Consider the following 17,429-nt stretch of genomic DNA (forward strand, 5'->3'; position numbering starts at 1 on the left):
GGGAGAGGAGGGTGGGACACGGGACTCACCGCGCCCGGATGTGCTCGGTGACGAAGGTGTAGCCCGACGGCAGCTCCCAGCCATCGGCCTTGCCGAGCTTCCGGCAGTGCCAGCGGTAGGCGGCTCGTTGGGCGTCGCTGGGCTCGGCCCCGCGACTCAGACGCCGCAGGAATCCGTGGACCTGGTACGGCTTCGGCAAGGTGTGCCAGCCGTGACCCGGGTTGGCCGGGGTGGGAGTCGTGCGCTGCGCTTGGACGACGGCGGGGGCATAGCCGATCAGTGGGATCGCCGGCTCGTCGGGGCGTGCCGGGTAGTGCGGGCGGCCGTCGAGGTCCCGGCTGCCGGTGGCCGGGTAGAGGCGCGCGGCGGCGATGAGCTGGTCCACCGCCGCTTCGAGCGCCGACGTCTGCTGGACGGCGGGCGGCTCCCCGTACACCGCGTCGGGCAGGGCGGACCGGGCGAGGAGGGCGTGTCCGTCCACGGTGAGCAGTCCGCAGCGGCGTACGGCGCGCATGACCAGGTCGCGTTCACCGAGACCGGTGGCCGAGTCGCTGTCCCGGCTGCTCCCGGGGGCGCTCTCCCGGGTGAGGATCTCCTTGGAGTAGTGGTGGCGGATCTCGTTCCCGTCGACGGTGACGGGCGTCGCCAGCAGCATGGTGGTGGCCCGGATCACCCGCCCGCCGCGCGGCCACTGCAGCAGCAGCTCGATGCCGGGGAAGAACGTCAGCGGCCAGTCGATGCCCGACAGGCGGCCCGGTTCGCCCGAGAGCTCGGGCGCGGTGTCCTGGACCCGTTCGGATTCCTCGATCTCTCCGCCCTCGTGGTTGAGTTCGAGACGGATGCGGCCGTCGCCGAGGTGCAGAACGGCGCGCAACTCGTCGGTGATGAGCGGCCGCAGGGGCAGGAAGCCGTCCATGATGTGCGCGAGTCGCAGAGGGAGCCGCCACACGACCTCGCTGTCGGACACCCGCAGCAGCTCTGCCTGGGCCGCGCCGGTGACGCCGAGCGGTGCGTCCACGGGCGTCAGGTCCGGTGCGTCGTCGGGGACGGTGCCTCGCGGGAGCGGCTCGGAGGTCGGAGCGGGGACCGGAGTGGAGTGGACCGGCCGTGAGGCGGGTGGTTGTGAGGCGGCGCGCCAGCCGAGTCCGGAGGGGGTCAGCGGGTCGCCGACAGTGCTCTCCTGCGCGCCGGGCCGCCGCGACTGCCAGACTCCACCGCCCTCGAAGGCGTCGTCGAGGCAGACCCGGGTGCCGTTCTCGAACAGCCCGTCCCTGCTTTCCCCGCGCACGACGTCGGCGACTGCCAGGTTGGCACGGCAGACGGCCGCTGCGTAGTCGACCCCGGTGAGCAGCGGCGCGGCCCCGGTGACGGTCGTCAGCCAGGGACCGATCGCGGTGTAGACGGGCGTGGTGGCCGGCATGCCGCGGCGGCGTCGACTGGTGGCCTGGCCGGCGAGCTGCAGCGAGGTCGCCAGCCTGCTCATGTCACCGCGGCCGAGCGGACCGTCGTCCTGCCAGGTCGCGGCCAGAGTACTGCGGGGCAGTGCGTATGAGCCCCAACAGCGTAACTTCTCGCAGGAGTTCAGCACTGACGCGATCGTGCGGAGCATGCGCACCAGGGCGCCGTGGAGCAGTGCGTCGTCGTCGGTGGCCATGAGGTCGACCAGGGAGACCGGCACGGCGGGGCTCAGCAGCTGTGACCGGGCCTCGTGAAGCAGGTAGTCCGCGTACGCGGACAACGCATCCTGCCCGGCCGTCTCGGGCGATGGGTAGCGGGCGTTGACCACCACGTGGCCGTTCCGGTCGATCCAGCGCTGCTGGAGCCGAAGCCGGCCGAGTTGGACGTCGGTCAGGCTTAGCGCGCCGCCGAACGCGTGTACGTCGGGGACCAGCAACTCCCTTCGTACCGGCGTGTCACCGGGGCGCGGTGCGGCGCCGCTGCGCTCGGCGCCGGCCGGCGCTCCGGAGACCCACTGCGGGACATCGCCCAGCGGGCCTGTCGCGGGATGGCGGCCCTCCTTGTAGACGACCTCGGCGTAGAGCGGCTGCGAACTCGTGGCGATGCGGACCATGGCCCCCACCGGGATGGCGGGGATGCACTCCCCGAGCGTGACCACCGGGAAGGCGTCCGGGTCCAGCGGGCTGCCGCCGTACCCCTGGCCGGCGAGGTCGTAGCCGAAGTAGAGGGCGTTGAACGCCACTGCGGTGTGGACCGGACCGCCCCGGGTCGAGACCAGGGCCGACAGGTACCGGCGGAGCCGGTCGAGGTCCGGTGCCGTCAGCGCGTCGGTGCCGTCCACGATGGCGGGGGTGAGGAGCGGTTCGTCGATGTACGGGCGCCAGACTCCGGATGGCGCGGGTGGTGCCAGGGTCACGCGCGTTCCTCGTTCCTTTTGCGTCGAGCCGGGTTCAGGGTGGCCATGGGCACCGACCTCGCCCGCCAGCGGCCGTTCACGGTGGCGACCAGCGCGCCCGCCGCGACGAGCCGTTGCAGGCTCTGCTCCATCTCGGAGTAGGGAAGTCCGGCCTGCCCGCCAAAGTGCGGGCTGTCACGCAGCGGGCGGGGCAACGGCACCAGACGCCGGTTTGCCGGGTCGTAGGACGCCTCCTCGCCGCGCAGGGCCCGCCACAGCGATCGGGCGTGCACCCCGCCGGGCATCCGCCGGGCGAGGCGATAGGCCCTGAGGTCGATCCGGTTCTCGCGCAGCGCGCTGTCCGTGCTTCCCCCAGCGCGCGGGGCCGGGCTTTCGAAGGCCTGCGCGACGCTCGGGCGGCGCTGCTCCTTCGGCCAGTCCGGGACCGCCCAGCAGGCCGAGCAACGGCATTGCGCCGTGCTGCAGTACCCCTCCGGGAGGTCCACCTCGCCGAAGTAGTCGGCGAACTTCCGCTGGGCGCACACCGCCGGTTCGTCGAAGAACGCCCTGAGCAGGGCGAGTTCCTCGCGGGCCCGCTCGGCGCGGCGGGAGACCAGTGGCAGGAATCCCTCGGGCAGCCGGTTCTGTTCGACCTGGAGCCCGGTGACCAGCCGTCGGCTCGGCGCGGCCGAGACGTCGAGAAGCCCCCGGTCGTGGAGGTCGGCGAGTATCTCCCAGGTTCCCGCCGGGCCGTCGGAGACCTCCCGGTAGCCGTCGACGCTCTGGGCCAGGTGGGCGTCGAGGTCGTCGACGCGCAGCCGCGAACCATCGGGCAGGGAGACGACGCTCTCGACGATCGAGTGCTCCATGACGTCGTGGCGGTGCACCGGGTCGGGTCCTCTGCCGCCGGGAGGCGCCTCGCCGCCCTTGACCGCGCAGAGCGGTGGGTAGTCGCCGAGGTCGGCGACCGCTCCCAGATCGGCCAGCGCGCTGAACGCCCGCATCACTCCGCCGGAATAGCGGTCGGCCACGTGGCCCTTGCGGATCTCCTCCTCGTCGAGCAGCCCGGCGGCGACGTCCTGCGCCATCAGAATGTCGGCCAGGGCGACCGGGTCCAGACTGCCCCGTTGCTTCAGGACGGCTCCGCCCATGCGGCGCAGCAACGACGGGGAGAGGTCCTGCGCGGTCATGAAGCGCACGGTGCGCATGCCCCGGCTGGTCGCCAGGGCCAAGGCGGTATTCGCCGGTCCGCCCTCGGTCCCGGGGCTCTGGTCGGCGCCGTCGCGCCCGGCCCGGCCGATCTGCTGGTAGAGCGCGGCGAGATCGGTCGGCGGCGACACACAGAAGACCGTCCGGATGTCAGGCCGGTTGATGCCGAGCCCGAAGGCGGAGGTGGCCACGATGATGACGGGCGCGAAGCCCTCCTCGCCGTGGCGGGGGGCCTCGCGGAACTCGGTCATCACGGCGGCCTTCTCGGCCTCGGAGAGCCGGCCGTGGAACCGCAGGATGCGTTTGCCGGCATCGCCGACGTACTCGCGGAGGTGGGCGTGAAGGGCGTTGACCTCCTTGACGGTGAGGCAGTAGAGGATCGCGTGCCCGTCCGCGGCGTCCACGACCCGCTCGGCCAGGCCCGCGACCTCGGCGGTGCCGCCGCGACGGAACGTGCGCCGGAAGATCGCCAGCTCCGGACGGATCGGATTCTCCCGGACCGTCACGAGTCCGCCGCCGCCCGGGCTGAGCGCCTCGGCCTCATCCTCGGCCGAGCCGGCGGCGGGTGGTTCGGGCGCGACACCGAACAGGACCTCGCGCATCGACGCGTGCACGGAGCGGTTGGCGGTGGCGGTCACCGCGGTGACCGGCAGACCGTGGTCCCGGCGCAGCTCGGCCAGGAACCGGCCGAGGCGGCGCATGCTGGGGCGGAAGTCCTCCCACTGCGCCACGGTGTGGGCCTCGTCGACGGCGATGCGGGTCACCCGGCCCGCCGCCACGGCCTGGCGGACCAGTTCACGGAACCGCCGCTGGCACAGGCGCTCCGGGCTGACGTAGACCAGCTTGATGCCGTGCTCCCTGCGGCCCAGTAGTTGGTCGGCCACTTCGGTCTTCCCGGCCCGGCTGCTCGACTCCCGCAGCGGCGAGATGAGCGCCCGCACCGCGCCGCCGATCGAGCGGTTGAGCTCCAGCGCCTGGTCGTGCATCAGCGCGACGAGCGGGCTGACCACGATGGTGGTGCCTGGCAGGATGAGCGCGGGCAGTTGGAACGTGTAGCTCTTGCCGAAGCCGGTGGGGAGCAGCCCCAGGACGTTGCGGCCCTCCGTGGCGGCGGTGATCACCTGTTTCTGCGCGGGCTTGAGTTCCGTGGGTCGCTCGTCGAGCCTGAGCAGGCCGCCGACCTCGGCCGCCCGTTCCAGGACGGTGTCGACGAGGCCGCCGTCGGCCCGTAGCCGGGCGGTCTCCTCAGTGGTGAGGGCGAGTTCGCGAATCCGGCGGGTGAACGGCAGCAAGGTGTGGCGGTCCAGCTCCTCGGCCGTGCAGAGTTCGGCCGCCCGATCTGGTGTGATCAGTCCGGCACCGGCCATGGACTCCCAGATCCGCCGCCAACCCTCGGCCATGGTCGTCACGTTATCGGCCCCCGGCTCGCCCGTGACCGGATCGGGGCGCAGGAGGCCTTCGTCCAGACTGCCGAGGAACGCCTTCCGGTAGGTCCGGCGAAGGGCCGTGTTTCCACCGAGTTTGCGGTCGCTGATCACGACGACGCCGCGATGGCGGTCGGACCGGATGAGACGGCCGACGGCCTGGCGCAGCTGGAGCGCCGCCAGCGGCAGGTAGTACGTCTCGGTGGCGACACCCTCCGGGTCGGGATCTCCGGCTTCCTCGGCCCGCTGTCGGACCGCCGCGCGACGGGCCTCGACCACCGGCGCGGCGAAGGGCGCGAACGGGAGCTTGTTGATCCAGACGAGCCGCAGCCGTTGCTCGTCCTTCACGTCGACGCCCTGCCACAGTCCTTTAGTGCCCACCAGGAAGCCGCCGCCCTCCTCCCGGTCGGTGAATTCGGTCAGAGCCCTCCCGTTGCCCAGGACGAGAGCGTTGACGGTCGGGGCGGAGAGACCACGGGTGCGGAGCTCCCGCTCAAGGAGTTCGCCGATTCCCGCAGCGGTCTTCCGCGCGGTGGTGAGCACCATGGCGCCGCCGTCGTGCCCCCGGCCGTCGTCGCGCGGACGGACCAACTCAGTCGCGTAGCCGGCGAGCTGGTGGGCGACGGTGCGCATGGCCCCCTCCTCCTGCTCCGCCCAGGACGGGAAGTCGGAGAAGCAGACCAGTTCGGCCTGGCGGGCGAGATCGAAGGGCGATTCCAGGGCGAGTGCCGGGAGGGTCGTCGGGAGCCCCAGCCTGGCACGGATGAAGTCCCAGGACCCGGAGACCCGAAGTGTCGCGGAGACGTAGTGGACCTGGGGGAGCAGCCGCAGGAAGCGGAGCCACTCCGCGTCCTCGGGCAGGTCGATCGGGCTGGACGCGACTCGGAACCGGTAGGAACGCAGACCGCTTCGGGGTTCGGCGAGTTCCTCCAGGAAGACCACCCGGGAGGGGAGGGCATCGGGGGTGCCGTCCAACTGCACCACACGGCACAGCAGGGCGGTGAGGTCCTCGGTGATGCGGCCGAGGGTGGTCGCGATGTCCTCGGCTCGGCGTGCGAGGGCGAGTACGCGCTCCTTGACGAGGCCGTCGAGCGCGTCGGCGTGCTCGACGACGTACCGGGTGAGCAGGGCGGACACCGAGCCGGCCGCTCGGGCGAACTCCGTGAGGAGTCGCTGGATGCTCCGGGCGTCCGAGCTCCCGGAGGTGCCGGCGTACGGACTCGCCAGGACCGCGTTCCGGCCGCCGATCCGTACTCCCACACCCCGCGCCCGGGCATCGAAGGCCCGGGCCGCGAGCCTCGGCAGCCGCTCCCCGTCCAGCAACGACTCCAAGGCCCCGATGGCGTTGGCGGTCCGCTCCTTGGCGGGCCCGCCCCGGGCGTCGGTGAGCCAGATGGCGCATTCGGAGAGCAGTTCTTCCAGGGCCTGGTAGTCGACGGCTGTCGTCAGCGCCGAGGTGGCGGCGTTCTCCAGTTCGTGGGCCTCGTCGATGACCAGCAAGGTGTCGCGGCCGAGGGCCTGGAGGTCGTCGAGATGGGAGAGGGCCAGCGCGTGGTTCGCCAGGAGAAGCCGATGGCCGCTCATCGCCTCGCGCACGGTGTCGGTGTGGGCGGCGATCAGGGTCCGCTCATGGGGCGCGTAGTCACCGTCGCGCTGGGACAGCGATTCCAGCCACGGCCCGAGGACGCGGTCGGTGTACTCGGAGAGGAACGGGGGCAGATCCACCGGGTCCACCGACCTGGCCGTCCACGAGAGCGGAGGCTCGGTCGCGGCCCGCAGACGCAGCAGAAGGTAGACGGCCAGTTCTCGGAACCGGCAGTGCTCCACCGGGCGGGCTCGGCCGTACGACTCGGACCTGCCCTGCGCTGCCTGGGCCAGTGCGGCCGTCAGTGCGGCCAGGGAGAGCCGGTTGGACCGGCCCTTCACGAGATCGCTGAGTTGAAGGAGACCGGGCAGCGCCACCTCGAGGTCCTTGAGGTCCTGCGCCAGTTGGCTCTGCAGCTGCTTGGTGAAGGTGGCGATGACCGCCGTGCGTCCCGCGGCGCCCGCGAGCCAGTCGAGCGCGGCGGCCAGGATCGCGTAGCTCTTGCCCGTTCCGGTGGGGGCTTCGAGCAGGCCGGACGTGCCCGAGCGGGTCCAGTCGTGCAGGGCGGCCGCCATGCGCTCCTGGGCGTCCCGCGGCTCCGCCCTGGTCCCGTGGACGACGGCAGCGAGCTTGGTCGGGTCCACCCTGCCGTCCGGGCCGAGCAGGTTGTCGCGGAGGTGAACCACGCCCCGGCCCCGGTGGGTTTCCTGGGCGTCCCGCCGGGGCCGGTGGTGGGCGAGTTCGGCGCTGACCAGCCTTGTCACCCGCTGCTGCTCCCAAGGGGTGTCGTCGGCTTCGGCGACGGGACAGGGTCGAGCGTCCGCTAGTTCGAAGAGGATCCGCCACGCGGCTGAGTCCGAGCAGGCGTTCCGGACCAGGCCACGCAGCTCCTCGCCCCAGCCCTGGATCTCCGTAGCCGCGCTGGTCAGCAGGCGGACGAGGAGTTCGGCGTCGTGTGAGGCCGTGTGTGGGCGCAGGCCCGACGCGAGGACGTGCTGCTCGGTTGCCAACGTGTGGAGCCGATGGGAGGGCGCGACGGGCCAGATCGCGTGGGCCAGGTAGAGCGCGTCCGCGGTCAGCAGGCCGGCCAGTGGATCGTCACAGTCCGCGCGCCGGGCGGACTCCCGGACGAGGGGGAAGTCCAGACCGGTCCCGTTGTACGCCACCACCACGTCCGCCCCGGAAAGAAAGGCTGTCAGCTCCCTCCACGCCAGGCCGGCCGGCACTCCGTCGGTCCGCACCCGCAGGCGGGTCGCCGGATCGCGGATCTCGCTTGTATCGCAGCTGGGTTGGAGGTAGCGCTGCCAACCGGGAGCGGCCTCGATCCAGCTCTGGTCGGTGCCGAACCGAACTGCTGCGGCCTGGTACACGTGGCGTTCGAGATAGGGCTCGGCGGGAACGGCCGTGACCACGCTCTCCAGGTCGATCGCGACGACGCGCAGCCCTTCCCGTTCCGCCGGTGCGTCGGGCTCCTGCGGACTGCCTTGTGACGCAACGGGGTTGGTGAACCGTCCGTCGCGTCTGGCGAGGAGTCCGGCGGTGACGGCCTGATCGGCGAGCTTGAGCACCCGGAACTGTGGAAGGCCCGGATGGCGGTCACGCGCGAGGGCCACCAGTGCGTCGGGCGTTGCTCCGTTCGGGAACTCCCCGGCCAGCGCGGCGATCTGTCGGACCGCAGCGGACACTCGCGAATCGCCACCCAACAGTGTGCTCCCCTGGGGTGTGGTCCCTGGACCCGTCCGTATCCACGGACGGCATCCACTTTGCCGAACTCGCTTGCCACAGAGGGTGTTTCGAGTCGGGTTCATCCTAGTCGGAAAAGTCACGGAGGAAGTATGGAAGCATGTAAGTCGCATGAATCTTCCGCTTGGTGCGCTACGAGGTCAGGGCGGTGGAGGCCCTGGCCGGGGCCTCCACCGTGCGCCGTTAGTCGGTGCTCCGCTCGGCCGTGGGAAGGGGCGAGAGCGGCAGGACGTACTCCTCGGCCAGCTTCGCCAGGTGGAGCGGGAGCGGCCGGGAGAGCGGGTGGTACTCGTCGTGGAAGCGCAGCTGGTGGGTGGCGGCCGCGACCACGGCCGGCCGGTCCGGAGCGGTGTCGGTGCGCTCGGCCACCGCGAGGGCGGACGGGGAGAGGCAGCCCAGCACCGTGAGTTCCAGCGCCTGTGGGTTCCAGGCGGTGGCCGCAGGTCCGTGTGGCCAGCTCTGGTCCGGGACGAGTTTGCGGAGGTCGCGTCGTACGCTTCCCGCAGTCGGCGGCTTGCCGACGGTGCTGAGGAACACCCGGTGGTCGGGGCCCGCGTCCTGCGGCGTCCAGAGGCCGGCGGAGAATCCCGGCGGCTCCTCCCCGGTCGCGCCCGGTGCGTACCACTGGGGGGTCTCGCCGCGGTTGTTCGTGTCGCGCAGCAGGACGATCCGCAGATCCGCGCCGTGCAGGGCGATGCGGACCGGCGGCTCGCCGTGAAAGGTCATCATGTCCTTCTGCAACTGACCGTTGTTCAGGCCGGGCCAGGCCTCGCGCAGGTTGCCGCTGTTCGCCAGCAGCAGGGTCGGCCGGTCGCGCACCTGGAAGAGCAGAGACCTGATCCGACGCTCGACCTCGTCGCGTCGCTCCTCGCTGGTTGGAGCACTCCGGCCCGACCAGGCCGGTGCCGGGCCGGGGTTCACGTCGGCGCTGTCCGCCGCGAGACCGATCAGGTAGTCGGCGTACGGCACCCAGGCCTTGATGGTGTCGTCCCAGCCGCGCACCGGATGCACCGGGTCGCGCGGGCGGATCCGCAGGGCGACCAGGTGCCGGGCGGCCCTGCGGGTCGGTCCGTCGGCCTGCCGTCGTACCTGCCAGAGCGCCAGGTACTGGAGGTCGTCCGCCAGCTCCTCGTCGAGCCGGTGGTCCGGCGGAACCACGGCACCCAGCTGGCGCATCCCGTCGGCCAGCGCGGATCGGGCGCGCAGGGCGACGGGGGCCTGCGAGTCCTCCGGAACGACGAGGAACTGGCTGACCCGGCGGGCGCGGGCGCAGCCGTGGCGCAACGCGGACTTGGGATCGGTGTCGGGTTCGTGCTTGAACCGGTCCGGGCCGAGCGTCTCCACGAGCGCCAGCCCCACCGGATCGAGGCCAGAGCCGAGGAACCCGACCGCCCGGTCGGCGCGTTCCCGGATCGCGGCGGACAGCACCTGAGCCCGGGACCGGCCGGGCGTCGCGTCGATCCCCAGCGGGGCGCCCAGGCCACCGAGCGGGCGGGCCCGCAGGACGACGTGCAAGCCACCGACCTGCCACTCCTGGTCGTCGCCCGCGCCCGTCCGGCCGTCGCCAGCCGGAAGTCCGAGCCACTCGCGGAGCGCGGCGACGAGCTGGTCCCGGGTCTCCTCGGTCTGCCAGAGCACGTTCACCAGCAGTGGCTGCCCGTCGAGTGCCGCGCACACCGCGGCGCGGCGGGCCCGGACGCGCTGATGCAGACGCTCCTCCTGGAGCCGCGGGTCCTTCGTCGGTGTACTCGGCAGGAGCACGGGCGTGGGCTTCCGGTGCGCGCGCTCCAGGTCGGCCACCCGGCGGAACATCGGTGCGAGACTCTCCTCGACCCACTGGTCGAGCAGCGAGCGTTCGAGCGGCATGAGCCCGGCACCGACCCCGTGTGTGCCCATCGTGGTGCTGTGCACGACGCCGGCGGCCACCCCGCCCTGGCCTTCGAGCCAGTCCTCCGGGGTGGCGATCAGTTCGGCCGGCTTCGGGTAGGCGCGCAGCACGTCGAGTTCCGGCAGCAGCTCGACGAGGCTGTGCCTGCGCCAGGCGGGCATGCCGAGCCGACGGCTGAAGGCCAGCTTGTTGGCGGTGAGGCGCTGCCGTGGCCCGTGGCTGTCGGGCCAGGGCAGGGGGGCGTCGAGCAGGACGGTGGCGCTGCGGCCGTGCGGCAACCAGACCTGTGATCCGGTCACCCAGCGGCGGATCCCGTATTCGACGTGCACACGGAAGCGCGAGGTGAACGGCACGGTCTGGACGGTGACGGTCACCAGCGCCGAGTAGTGCCAGACACGCTTCCCGCGGGTGTACTGCCTCGGCGGCCAGCTCACCAGCTCGACGCCCTGGTCGCGGGTGACGAGCCGGAAGGACAGGTCGACACCATTGAGCCGCAGCGGGCGTGCGGTGAGCCGGGCTCCGATCTGCTCGGGCAGCAGGTGGTAGAGCCTGCGATCGGGTTGGGCGGTGCCGCCTTCGGTGAGCCGGGCGGTGGTGAGGTCCACTGACTCGTGTCGCCACTGCGGGCTGTGCTCGTCGATCAGTGCCAGGGCCCGGTCCAGGGCCGCTCGGTGGTCGGTCGCCCGTTCGATGTCGGTGTCGTCGACGGGCGGCAGGGTCATTACCCAGGAGGCCATCAGCGGGCCGACCAGTTCGGCGGGCATGTCCTGCGAGGCGTAGAACCAGGGCACCTCGGCGCTGCCCCCGGCGCCCCGGCCGGTGGCGACCAGGCCCGGTGCCGTGGCGCGCAGCAGCTCGTTGAGCTTGCGGACCGGAAGGCCGACCGGCTGTGCCCGGTAGCGCCAGCGCCGCCGATAGAGGTCGATGAGCTCGTCCCGCCACTCGTCGGGGAAGCCGATCACCTGGTAGGGCTCGATCCAGGGTCCGGCGTGCGGGTCCGGCTCGTACGCGGTGGTGCTGATCAGTCGGTACATGTGGCGTTCCTTTCGTCTTCGATGGTGCGCAGGCAGAGATCCAGGGCCGTCCACAGCGGCCGGTAGAGCGCTTTGACGATGTGGCGGTCGGCTTTGGGGACCGCGGTGCCCGGGGTGAAGTAGGGCTTGAGGACGCCGTGGATGCTGTGCGGGAGGCTGGTCCGCGCGGTGTCCGGTTCGTCGGACGGACGACCGATAGCCAGGTTGGGCGCGAAGGCGGCGTCGACGAAGGCCACCCGCGTGGGGACCGCACCTCGGACGGAACGGCCGATCACCTGCCAGATGAGCACGAGGAGGTCCCAGGTGACCTGCAGGCGGTCGTCGTCGCCCAGCCGGCTCCAGGCCAGGCTCCGGGCGAGGACGGCGTACCACTGGGAGCGGGCCTGGTCCCTGACCTTGCGGGCACCTCGGCCGAGGGTCGGCTCATTTCGAACCCAGCCGTCGAACTCCCCGCTGTCCATGGCGCGGACGATCCAGTCGTTGATCGCGTGCACGGCGAGGCCGAGATCGTCGGGGCGCGGGTTGGGCCGGGCGAGGAAGTAGACGGACCCGATGGCCGCGTGCTGCTGCTTGAGGTCGAGGATGTTGTGCCCTCGCTCGACCGCCAGCAAGGGGGCGACCAGGATCTCGGCGCCGGTCGACGAGAGCGTCTCGACATCGCCCCGGCGTAGGACGGACGCGTGGTTCTCGTCGTCCTCCGCCCAGTTGCCGGCGTCGGGATCGCCATCGGCGGCGAGGCGCCAGACCCGGCCCTTCCAGCGCTTGTTGAGGGTGTGCAGGGTGTCCGCCGCCACTGCGGCCTCCTCGTAGCTCCCGACGAGCAGAAGGATGTGCCGGCGGCTCTCCTCGAGGAGGGTCAGTTCCTCCTGGAGCCGGCTCGGTCCGTGGTCGTTCCTGCCGAGGGCGGTGACCATCCGGCGCAGCACGTCAGCCCGTTGGTCGAGGGGTTCACCGGAGAGCCGCTGCGCCTCGTTGGGGGACTCACACCGGCAATGGGAGCGGCACCCGCAGCCCTCGCGGATGAACTCGAAGCGGAACTCGCTCTGTTCGGCGATCCGGTCCAGTTCCCGGGGATCCGGCTCGATGATGGCGCCGATCGGCACCTGGATGTGGTAGCGGCTCGAGCGGCCGGCCCAGCTGCTGCCCGACATCAGCAGCACGTTGGTGCCGGGACGGCCGTCCACCTTCGGCAGGTCGGGCATCACCCGGAGCAGTTCCCGGCCGACCCCGCTGCACCGGAAGAAGCGCAGCTCCCCGCTGCGGACCCCGCCCGGGTCGGGCCCGTCCATCAGGAACTGAAAGCCGATGACATTGCCCATCGGGGCCTCGGGCACCATCGGTCCGTAGTCCGGCGGACGGCGGTACATCTCGTTGAATCCCAGGTTGAGTGCTGCCGCGACGCGCGGCCACATCGCGTTGACCAGAGCCAGCCGGGGCTCCAGCGCGCTCAGCAGGAGAGTGAACTCGAAGCGGGTCATCAGCAGTTCGAGCCAGTCCTGCGGGTTCGACGGCAGTCGGGCCTTCCGCCTGCGCTCGGTCGGCCTGCGTCCGTTGCCGGTGTTCTCCGCGGCCTGCTCCGGTTCGCCGTTCGCCCGCCTGCAGAGCCGGTCGTACCGCTCGCGGCCGGCTGCCGTCGGCTCCAGCAGGGTGTCCAGGTCGAACAGTTGGCACAGAACCTGCTTGAGCCGGGTCCGGGTGTTCTCGCGGTAGGTGGTGTGCAGCAGCTCGCCGAGGAGGCTGGTGAGCTGGGCGCCCTCCGCAGTGGGCGCCCGCCGATCGCCGAAGGGGTTCTCCCGGAAGGCGTCCAGGACTTCGGTGAGTATGCGTCGTGGTTCCCGGTGCGGGTGCTCCGCCACCGGCTCCGGGCTGCTGGCGGGGGAGTCGTCACGGTCCTCGGGGAGCGGATACCGCTCCTCCAGCAGCCGGAGTTGGAGGGTCCACGCGCTGAAGTACCCGGTCCTGACCCAGGCGCGCAGGCCAACGTCGCGGACCAGCATCGCGACCAGCCGGTCGGCGGCGGTCTGGGTGGTGTTGACGGCGGCGGACCAGTTCTCCACGTCGCGGTTGGACAGCTGGATCTGGCCGGCGCCCGCCAGTTCCCGCAGACGATGCTGATTGACGTCGTAGAGGAAGGACCGGCTGTCGGGTCGGCCGGCGATCAGTGGGATGGCCGGGGCGAACATCCCGTCGAGTTGCATCTGGACCCGGTCCGCCTCGTCGACGATCACCAGATCGCTCCGCCGGCAGGCGAGTTCGAGGTAGCGGATCCGTTCGTGGTTCTGCGGGTTCGGCACCGCCGAGTCGATCAGGCTGGCGATGGTGGCGACCCAGACGGTCGCGCCCACGAGTTCCCGCGCGCCGTGGTGGCGGGGGCAGCCGGACCAGAGCGGGCAGGCCAGCTTCTGCCGGGCCCACGAGTCGTCGCGTGCGTCTCGGCGCCGGCTGGGCGCTTGCAGCCGGGTGCACGGCGCCTCCGTGAAGGCCAGGAGATCGTCGTCGAGTTGGCCTTCCTCGTGACGCAGTGCGTTCACCGCGCACGAGGTGCTGAGGTAGTCGAAGCCGGGGTCGTCGTGGGCGAGCAGGTTGCGCCGGCCACTACCGACCAGCCGCCGGTGCAACCGTTCGGCGTGCTGCTGACGGCTGGAGGCACCGATCACGGGGGCGCTCGAGTCGGGCACGTACGTGTTGTACAGCCGGACCAGTCGGAGCTGCTCGGCCACGTCCCCGACGACCACGGTGACCCGGAGGCCTTGGCGGGCCAGGTGCACGGCCAGGACGTCCCGCAGGGTGCTCTTGCCGGCGCCGACGATGCCCAACAGGTGCTGGATCCGTGCCACCTCGAAACTCCTGGAACGTCGGAAGCGCCCGTCCTGGCGGGCGAAGAGGCGGACGTCTTTCAGGCGGCCGACCCAGTTCGCAGGCTTCCGTGCGTCCATGAAGGCCGCTGTCTCGAGCAGTTCGCGCCACTTGAAGGTGAGCGGTTCGCCCTTGTTGACCGGTGGTGCCGCGAGGTCGTGGCGCACCGGTGGCGGCAGGGTGATGTCCGGAAGCCGCACACTGGTCAGGTGTCGCCCGATCGGGAAGGCGTGCCGACCCGCGTCGGCGAACGCCAGGGGCCGACTGGCGAACACGGGGGCTGCCTGGAGGAGCCGGTCGTAGACCTCCCAGCGGTCGGGTGCGACGGACAGCGCGGGGCGGCGGACGGCCGGGTGATCCGGAGCCGTGACATCGTAGGCGCGCAGTTGGCGGTCGAGTCGCTGGTAGTCCTCCAATGCCTCGGTCCAGGCCAGCCGACGGCCCCAGGTCCACAGGGACTGCCGGGCGGTGCGGAGCGTCTGCTCTTCGGTCGGGTCGACCGCTCCCCAGGCACGGGCGAACGGGTAGCCGCTGAACAAGGTCCAGGCGTCCGCAGCCGGTGCGCCGGGCACGAACCTCTCCTGGAGGTGGAGCCCGATCTCGATCTCGCACAGGGACTGCAGTCGCGGTGCCCGCAACCCATCTGAGGCGTAAGACAGTTGGTTGATCACCTCGGCCAGGGATTGGGTGTTGCTACGCATGGCTCCCCCACGTTCCATCGGACGATTCGTGTGTGGTGAACTCGCTGACGGACCACAGGCGCACCTGTGCGCTCACCGGCAGCGCCTCGTCGAAGGCCCGACGGTACGTCGGGCACGCCGCCCGGCCGTCCGGTACGACGACCTCCAGCTCTCCGCCGAGCCGGGCGGCCACCTCGGCGGCCCGTAGCGCAGCCGGTACCGGCTGCTCCCGGTCGTGGACCTGGTAGGCCCGCAGCACCCCTTGGGGCCCCGGGATCTGGTGGACGCCGAGGCCTGCCGAGAGCAGGCCGGACTGCGCGTCGAGTCGCGAGCGGACCTCCATCTCGGTGCGGCCGGGGAGGGCCACGAAGAGCCGCAAGGCCGGCGGGAGTACCAGTGTCTGGCCGGGCTGGTGCGAGACCTCGAGCTTGCGCTCGTCCGGGGCGCAGCCGCCCTCGCACCAGGAGCCGTCCGCCGTCGCGGCCTTGGCGAGCAGACCGCACGCGGAGCAGCGGTGTACGAGCCCGTCCGCCGGGAAGTGACTGGGCACCGGGCCGTAGAGGTCCTTGACCAGCCGCCAGGCCTGGGCCCGCGACGGCCTGAGCATCTCCACCGGGTCGAACCGCAGGACGACCGGTCGGTGGATCAGGAAGTCACGGCACTGCGCGAACCGTGCCGCGGTGCCGCAGCTGTCCGCGAGCTTGGCCATGAGGGATTCGGCCTCCTGCTCCAGAACGCCGTGGGGGCCGAGCGAGGCCAGCTCGGCGCAGGTTCGCGTCGGCTCCCCCGCCGTGGGGTGGATCAGGCGGGCACCGGCGGTGAGGAAGGCGCGCGGCGTGACAAGCCACTCCTGCGGCTCCCGCTCGCGACACCAGGACAGCAGCTCCGGCACGCCGTGGGGTGCCGCAACGCGACGGGTGAGCGCGTCCAGGACCACACGGTCCAGGGCGAGTTGGATGCTCGGCGGGTACGGCAACCGGAAGGCCGACGGCTGGCTGGTTGCCAGGTCGTACACCCCTCGTGCGACGGCGGCGAGCAGTTCGACGTCTGCGAGCCCGCTCACGGTGTGGCCTTCGCGGTGGTCGGCTGGGGCTGTCGTACCGAGCACCAACGGGCCACCTCGCAGCCCGCGCAGTCCGGGCCCGGGACGGCCGCGTACAGGTCCTCGGAGTGCCAGCCCGTCACCTGCTCGCGCAACGTCGCCTCGGCGGCGGCACGGGTGCCGGGGTCGAACGGGTCGAGGGTGCGGAGGTCGACGCCGCCAGGCCGGAGGACTTCCAGCTCGACCCGGCCGTTGGCCTGCCCCCCGTGGAGCGCGCTGGTGCCGATGATCCTGACCGCAAGGGCGAGTTGGGGGTACGAGGCCAGCGGGTCGCGGTGGGTGCGGTTGCTGCCCGAGGTCTTCGTCTCCCGCCAGACCCAGGCCCCGTTCGTGTCCTGGTACAGCAGATCGGGTTCCATCAGGACGACGAGGTCTGCCGCGGTGTCGTCGAAGGTGAGCTTGGGCTCGACCTCGACCTCCGACTCCGGCCCGACGATGCGCAGCGGGCACACCTCGGTGTGGTGGCGCAGTAAGACGCCTCCGAGCCGACGCTCCTCGTCGGGGAGCCGGTAGCCCTCGGGAACCCAGTCGTCGGCAATGTCAGCCTGGCAGGGGGTGTGGGGCCGGGACCGGTGCCGCTGCGCGAGGAAGGCGTGGATCGCCCGTCCGCGCTCGGCGGCGGCCCCTCGTTCCCGGCTGTCGTCGACCGGAAGTCGCAGGCCGCGCAGGTAGCCGCGGGCCGGGCAACTGCGGTGCGCCCGGCCGGTGGTCGAGGACCAGGTACGCCGCGGCCGGCGCCGGTCGGAGACGCCGAGCAGGCCGCCCGCGCGCCGGAGCTTGGGGCAGATCGGCGCAACGGCGCACGAGGCGCAGGCCGAGCCGGGCCGGTACTCGCGGCTGTCGAGCAAGGCACGTACGGCCGGCGCCCCGTGCGTCCGATAGGCCGTGAGGGCCTCGAGCCGGGTGCCCTCGAAGACGCTCTCCGTCCGCCCGTCGGAGAGCGCGAACTGGACGACCCTGACCTGTTCGACCCGCGGGTCGGGGGCTCCCTCCGCCGTGACGAGGGCGGCCACGGCGCGTTCCGCCGCAGTGCGGGTGCGAAGCCGGTTGACGGGCAGCCGCAGCTCGCGGAACCGTCCGTCCGTGGATTCGAAGTACCGGCCCCAGGCGCTGATCCGGTAGTCCACCGTGCCCGAGCCGTCGGGCGCCGATCCGTGGTGCTGGTAGACCCAGGGCTCGCGGGCGGGGCGGAGTATGGGGACGTCCGGGAACGCCTCGCGGTACATGCGCAGAGCGTGCGAGGTCCATTGCCGCACGCCGTCGTGGACGGGACGCGGCTTCCTGCTGCGCGGCGCGCTCGGCGTCGGCTCGTCCGTGCTCCGTTCGAGGGCGTCGGCCGCCGCCATGAACGGGCCATTGAGGAACGGGTCGAGTGCCGGGGGCTTCCAGGTGGGACGTTCCCGCGGACGAAGTCCGCGGGCTTTGAGCACGTCGGACACCGGGCAACGGTATTGCTCCGGGCCGAACATGCCGAGGCTTATCCGGACGGCTGAGGAATCGCCGACCAGTCCTTCGGGCGGCCAACTGCCTGTCATACTGACCTCACCTTTCTGAG

At 71.8% G+C, this 17,429-nt stretch carries 6 protein-coding genes; all 6 read right to left on the minus strand.

Features of this window, described 5'->3' with window-relative positions; translation table 11 throughout:
• Positions 1-25 precede the first annotated feature (25 nt).
• Positions 26-2,374, minus strand: coding sequence for a hypothetical protein (locus BS80_RS05310; RefSeq protein WP_051966074.1), 2,349 nt, complete (start codon positions 2,372-2,374; stop codon positions 26-28).
• A complete protein-coding gene (locus BS80_RS05315; RefSeq protein ID WP_051966076.1) occupies positions 2,371-8,256 on the minus strand; it encodes a DEAD/DEAH box helicase in 5,886 nt (1,961 codons plus the stop codon). Before BS80_RS05315 ends, BS80_RS05310 begins: the two co-directional genes overlap by 4 nt.
• 241 nt (positions 8,257-8,497) lie before the next feature.
• Positions 8,498-11,236, minus strand: a complete 2,739-nt coding sequence (locus BS80_RS05320) for a pPIWI_RE module domain-containing protein (protein ID WP_035793729.1) — start codon at positions 11,234-11,236, stop codon at positions 8,498-8,500.
• Positions 11,224-14,793 carry a pPIWI_RE_Z domain-containing protein gene (locus BS80_RS05325; RefSeq protein ID WP_035793732.1) on the minus strand — a complete coding sequence of 1,190 codons (3,570 nt, stop codon included), beginning with the start codon at positions 14,791-14,793 and terminating at the stop codon, positions 11,224-11,226. The genes BS80_RS05320 and BS80_RS05325 overlap by 13 nt, the downstream gene beginning before the upstream one ends.
• Positions 14,786-15,835 carry a pPIWI_RE_Y domain-containing protein gene (locus tag BS80_RS05330; RefSeq protein ID WP_035793735.1) on the minus strand — a complete coding sequence of 350 codons (1,050 nt, stop codon included), beginning with the start codon at positions 15,833-15,835 and terminating at the stop codon, positions 14,786-14,788. The genes BS80_RS05325 and BS80_RS05330 overlap by 8 nt, the downstream gene beginning before the upstream one ends.
• Complete coding sequence (locus tag BS80_RS05335; protein WP_198045444.1) at positions 15,832-17,313, minus strand: PD-(D/E)XK nuclease family protein; 1,482 nt, start codon at positions 17,311-17,313, stop codon at positions 15,832-15,834. The genes BS80_RS05330 and BS80_RS05335 overlap by 4 nt, the downstream gene beginning before the upstream one ends.
• Between the last annotated feature and the right edge of the window lie 116 nt (positions 17,314-17,429).

Source organism: Kitasatospora mediocidica KCTC 9733 (assembly GCF_000744225.1).
Taxonomy (GTDB): Bacteria; Actinomycetota; Actinomycetes; order Streptomycetales; family Streptomycetaceae; genus Kitasatospora; species Kitasatospora mediocidica.

Excerpts from the sequence above, each read along its gene's own strand:
- BS80_RS05320 (WP_035793729.1), bottom strand. The coding sequence starts at position 11,236 with ATGTACCGACTGATCAGCACCACCGCGTACGAGCCGGACCCGCACGCC.
- BS80_RS05325 (WP_035793732.1), bottom strand. The coding sequence starts at position 14,793 with ATGCGTAGCAACACCCAATCCCTGGCCGAGGTGATCAACCAACTGTCT.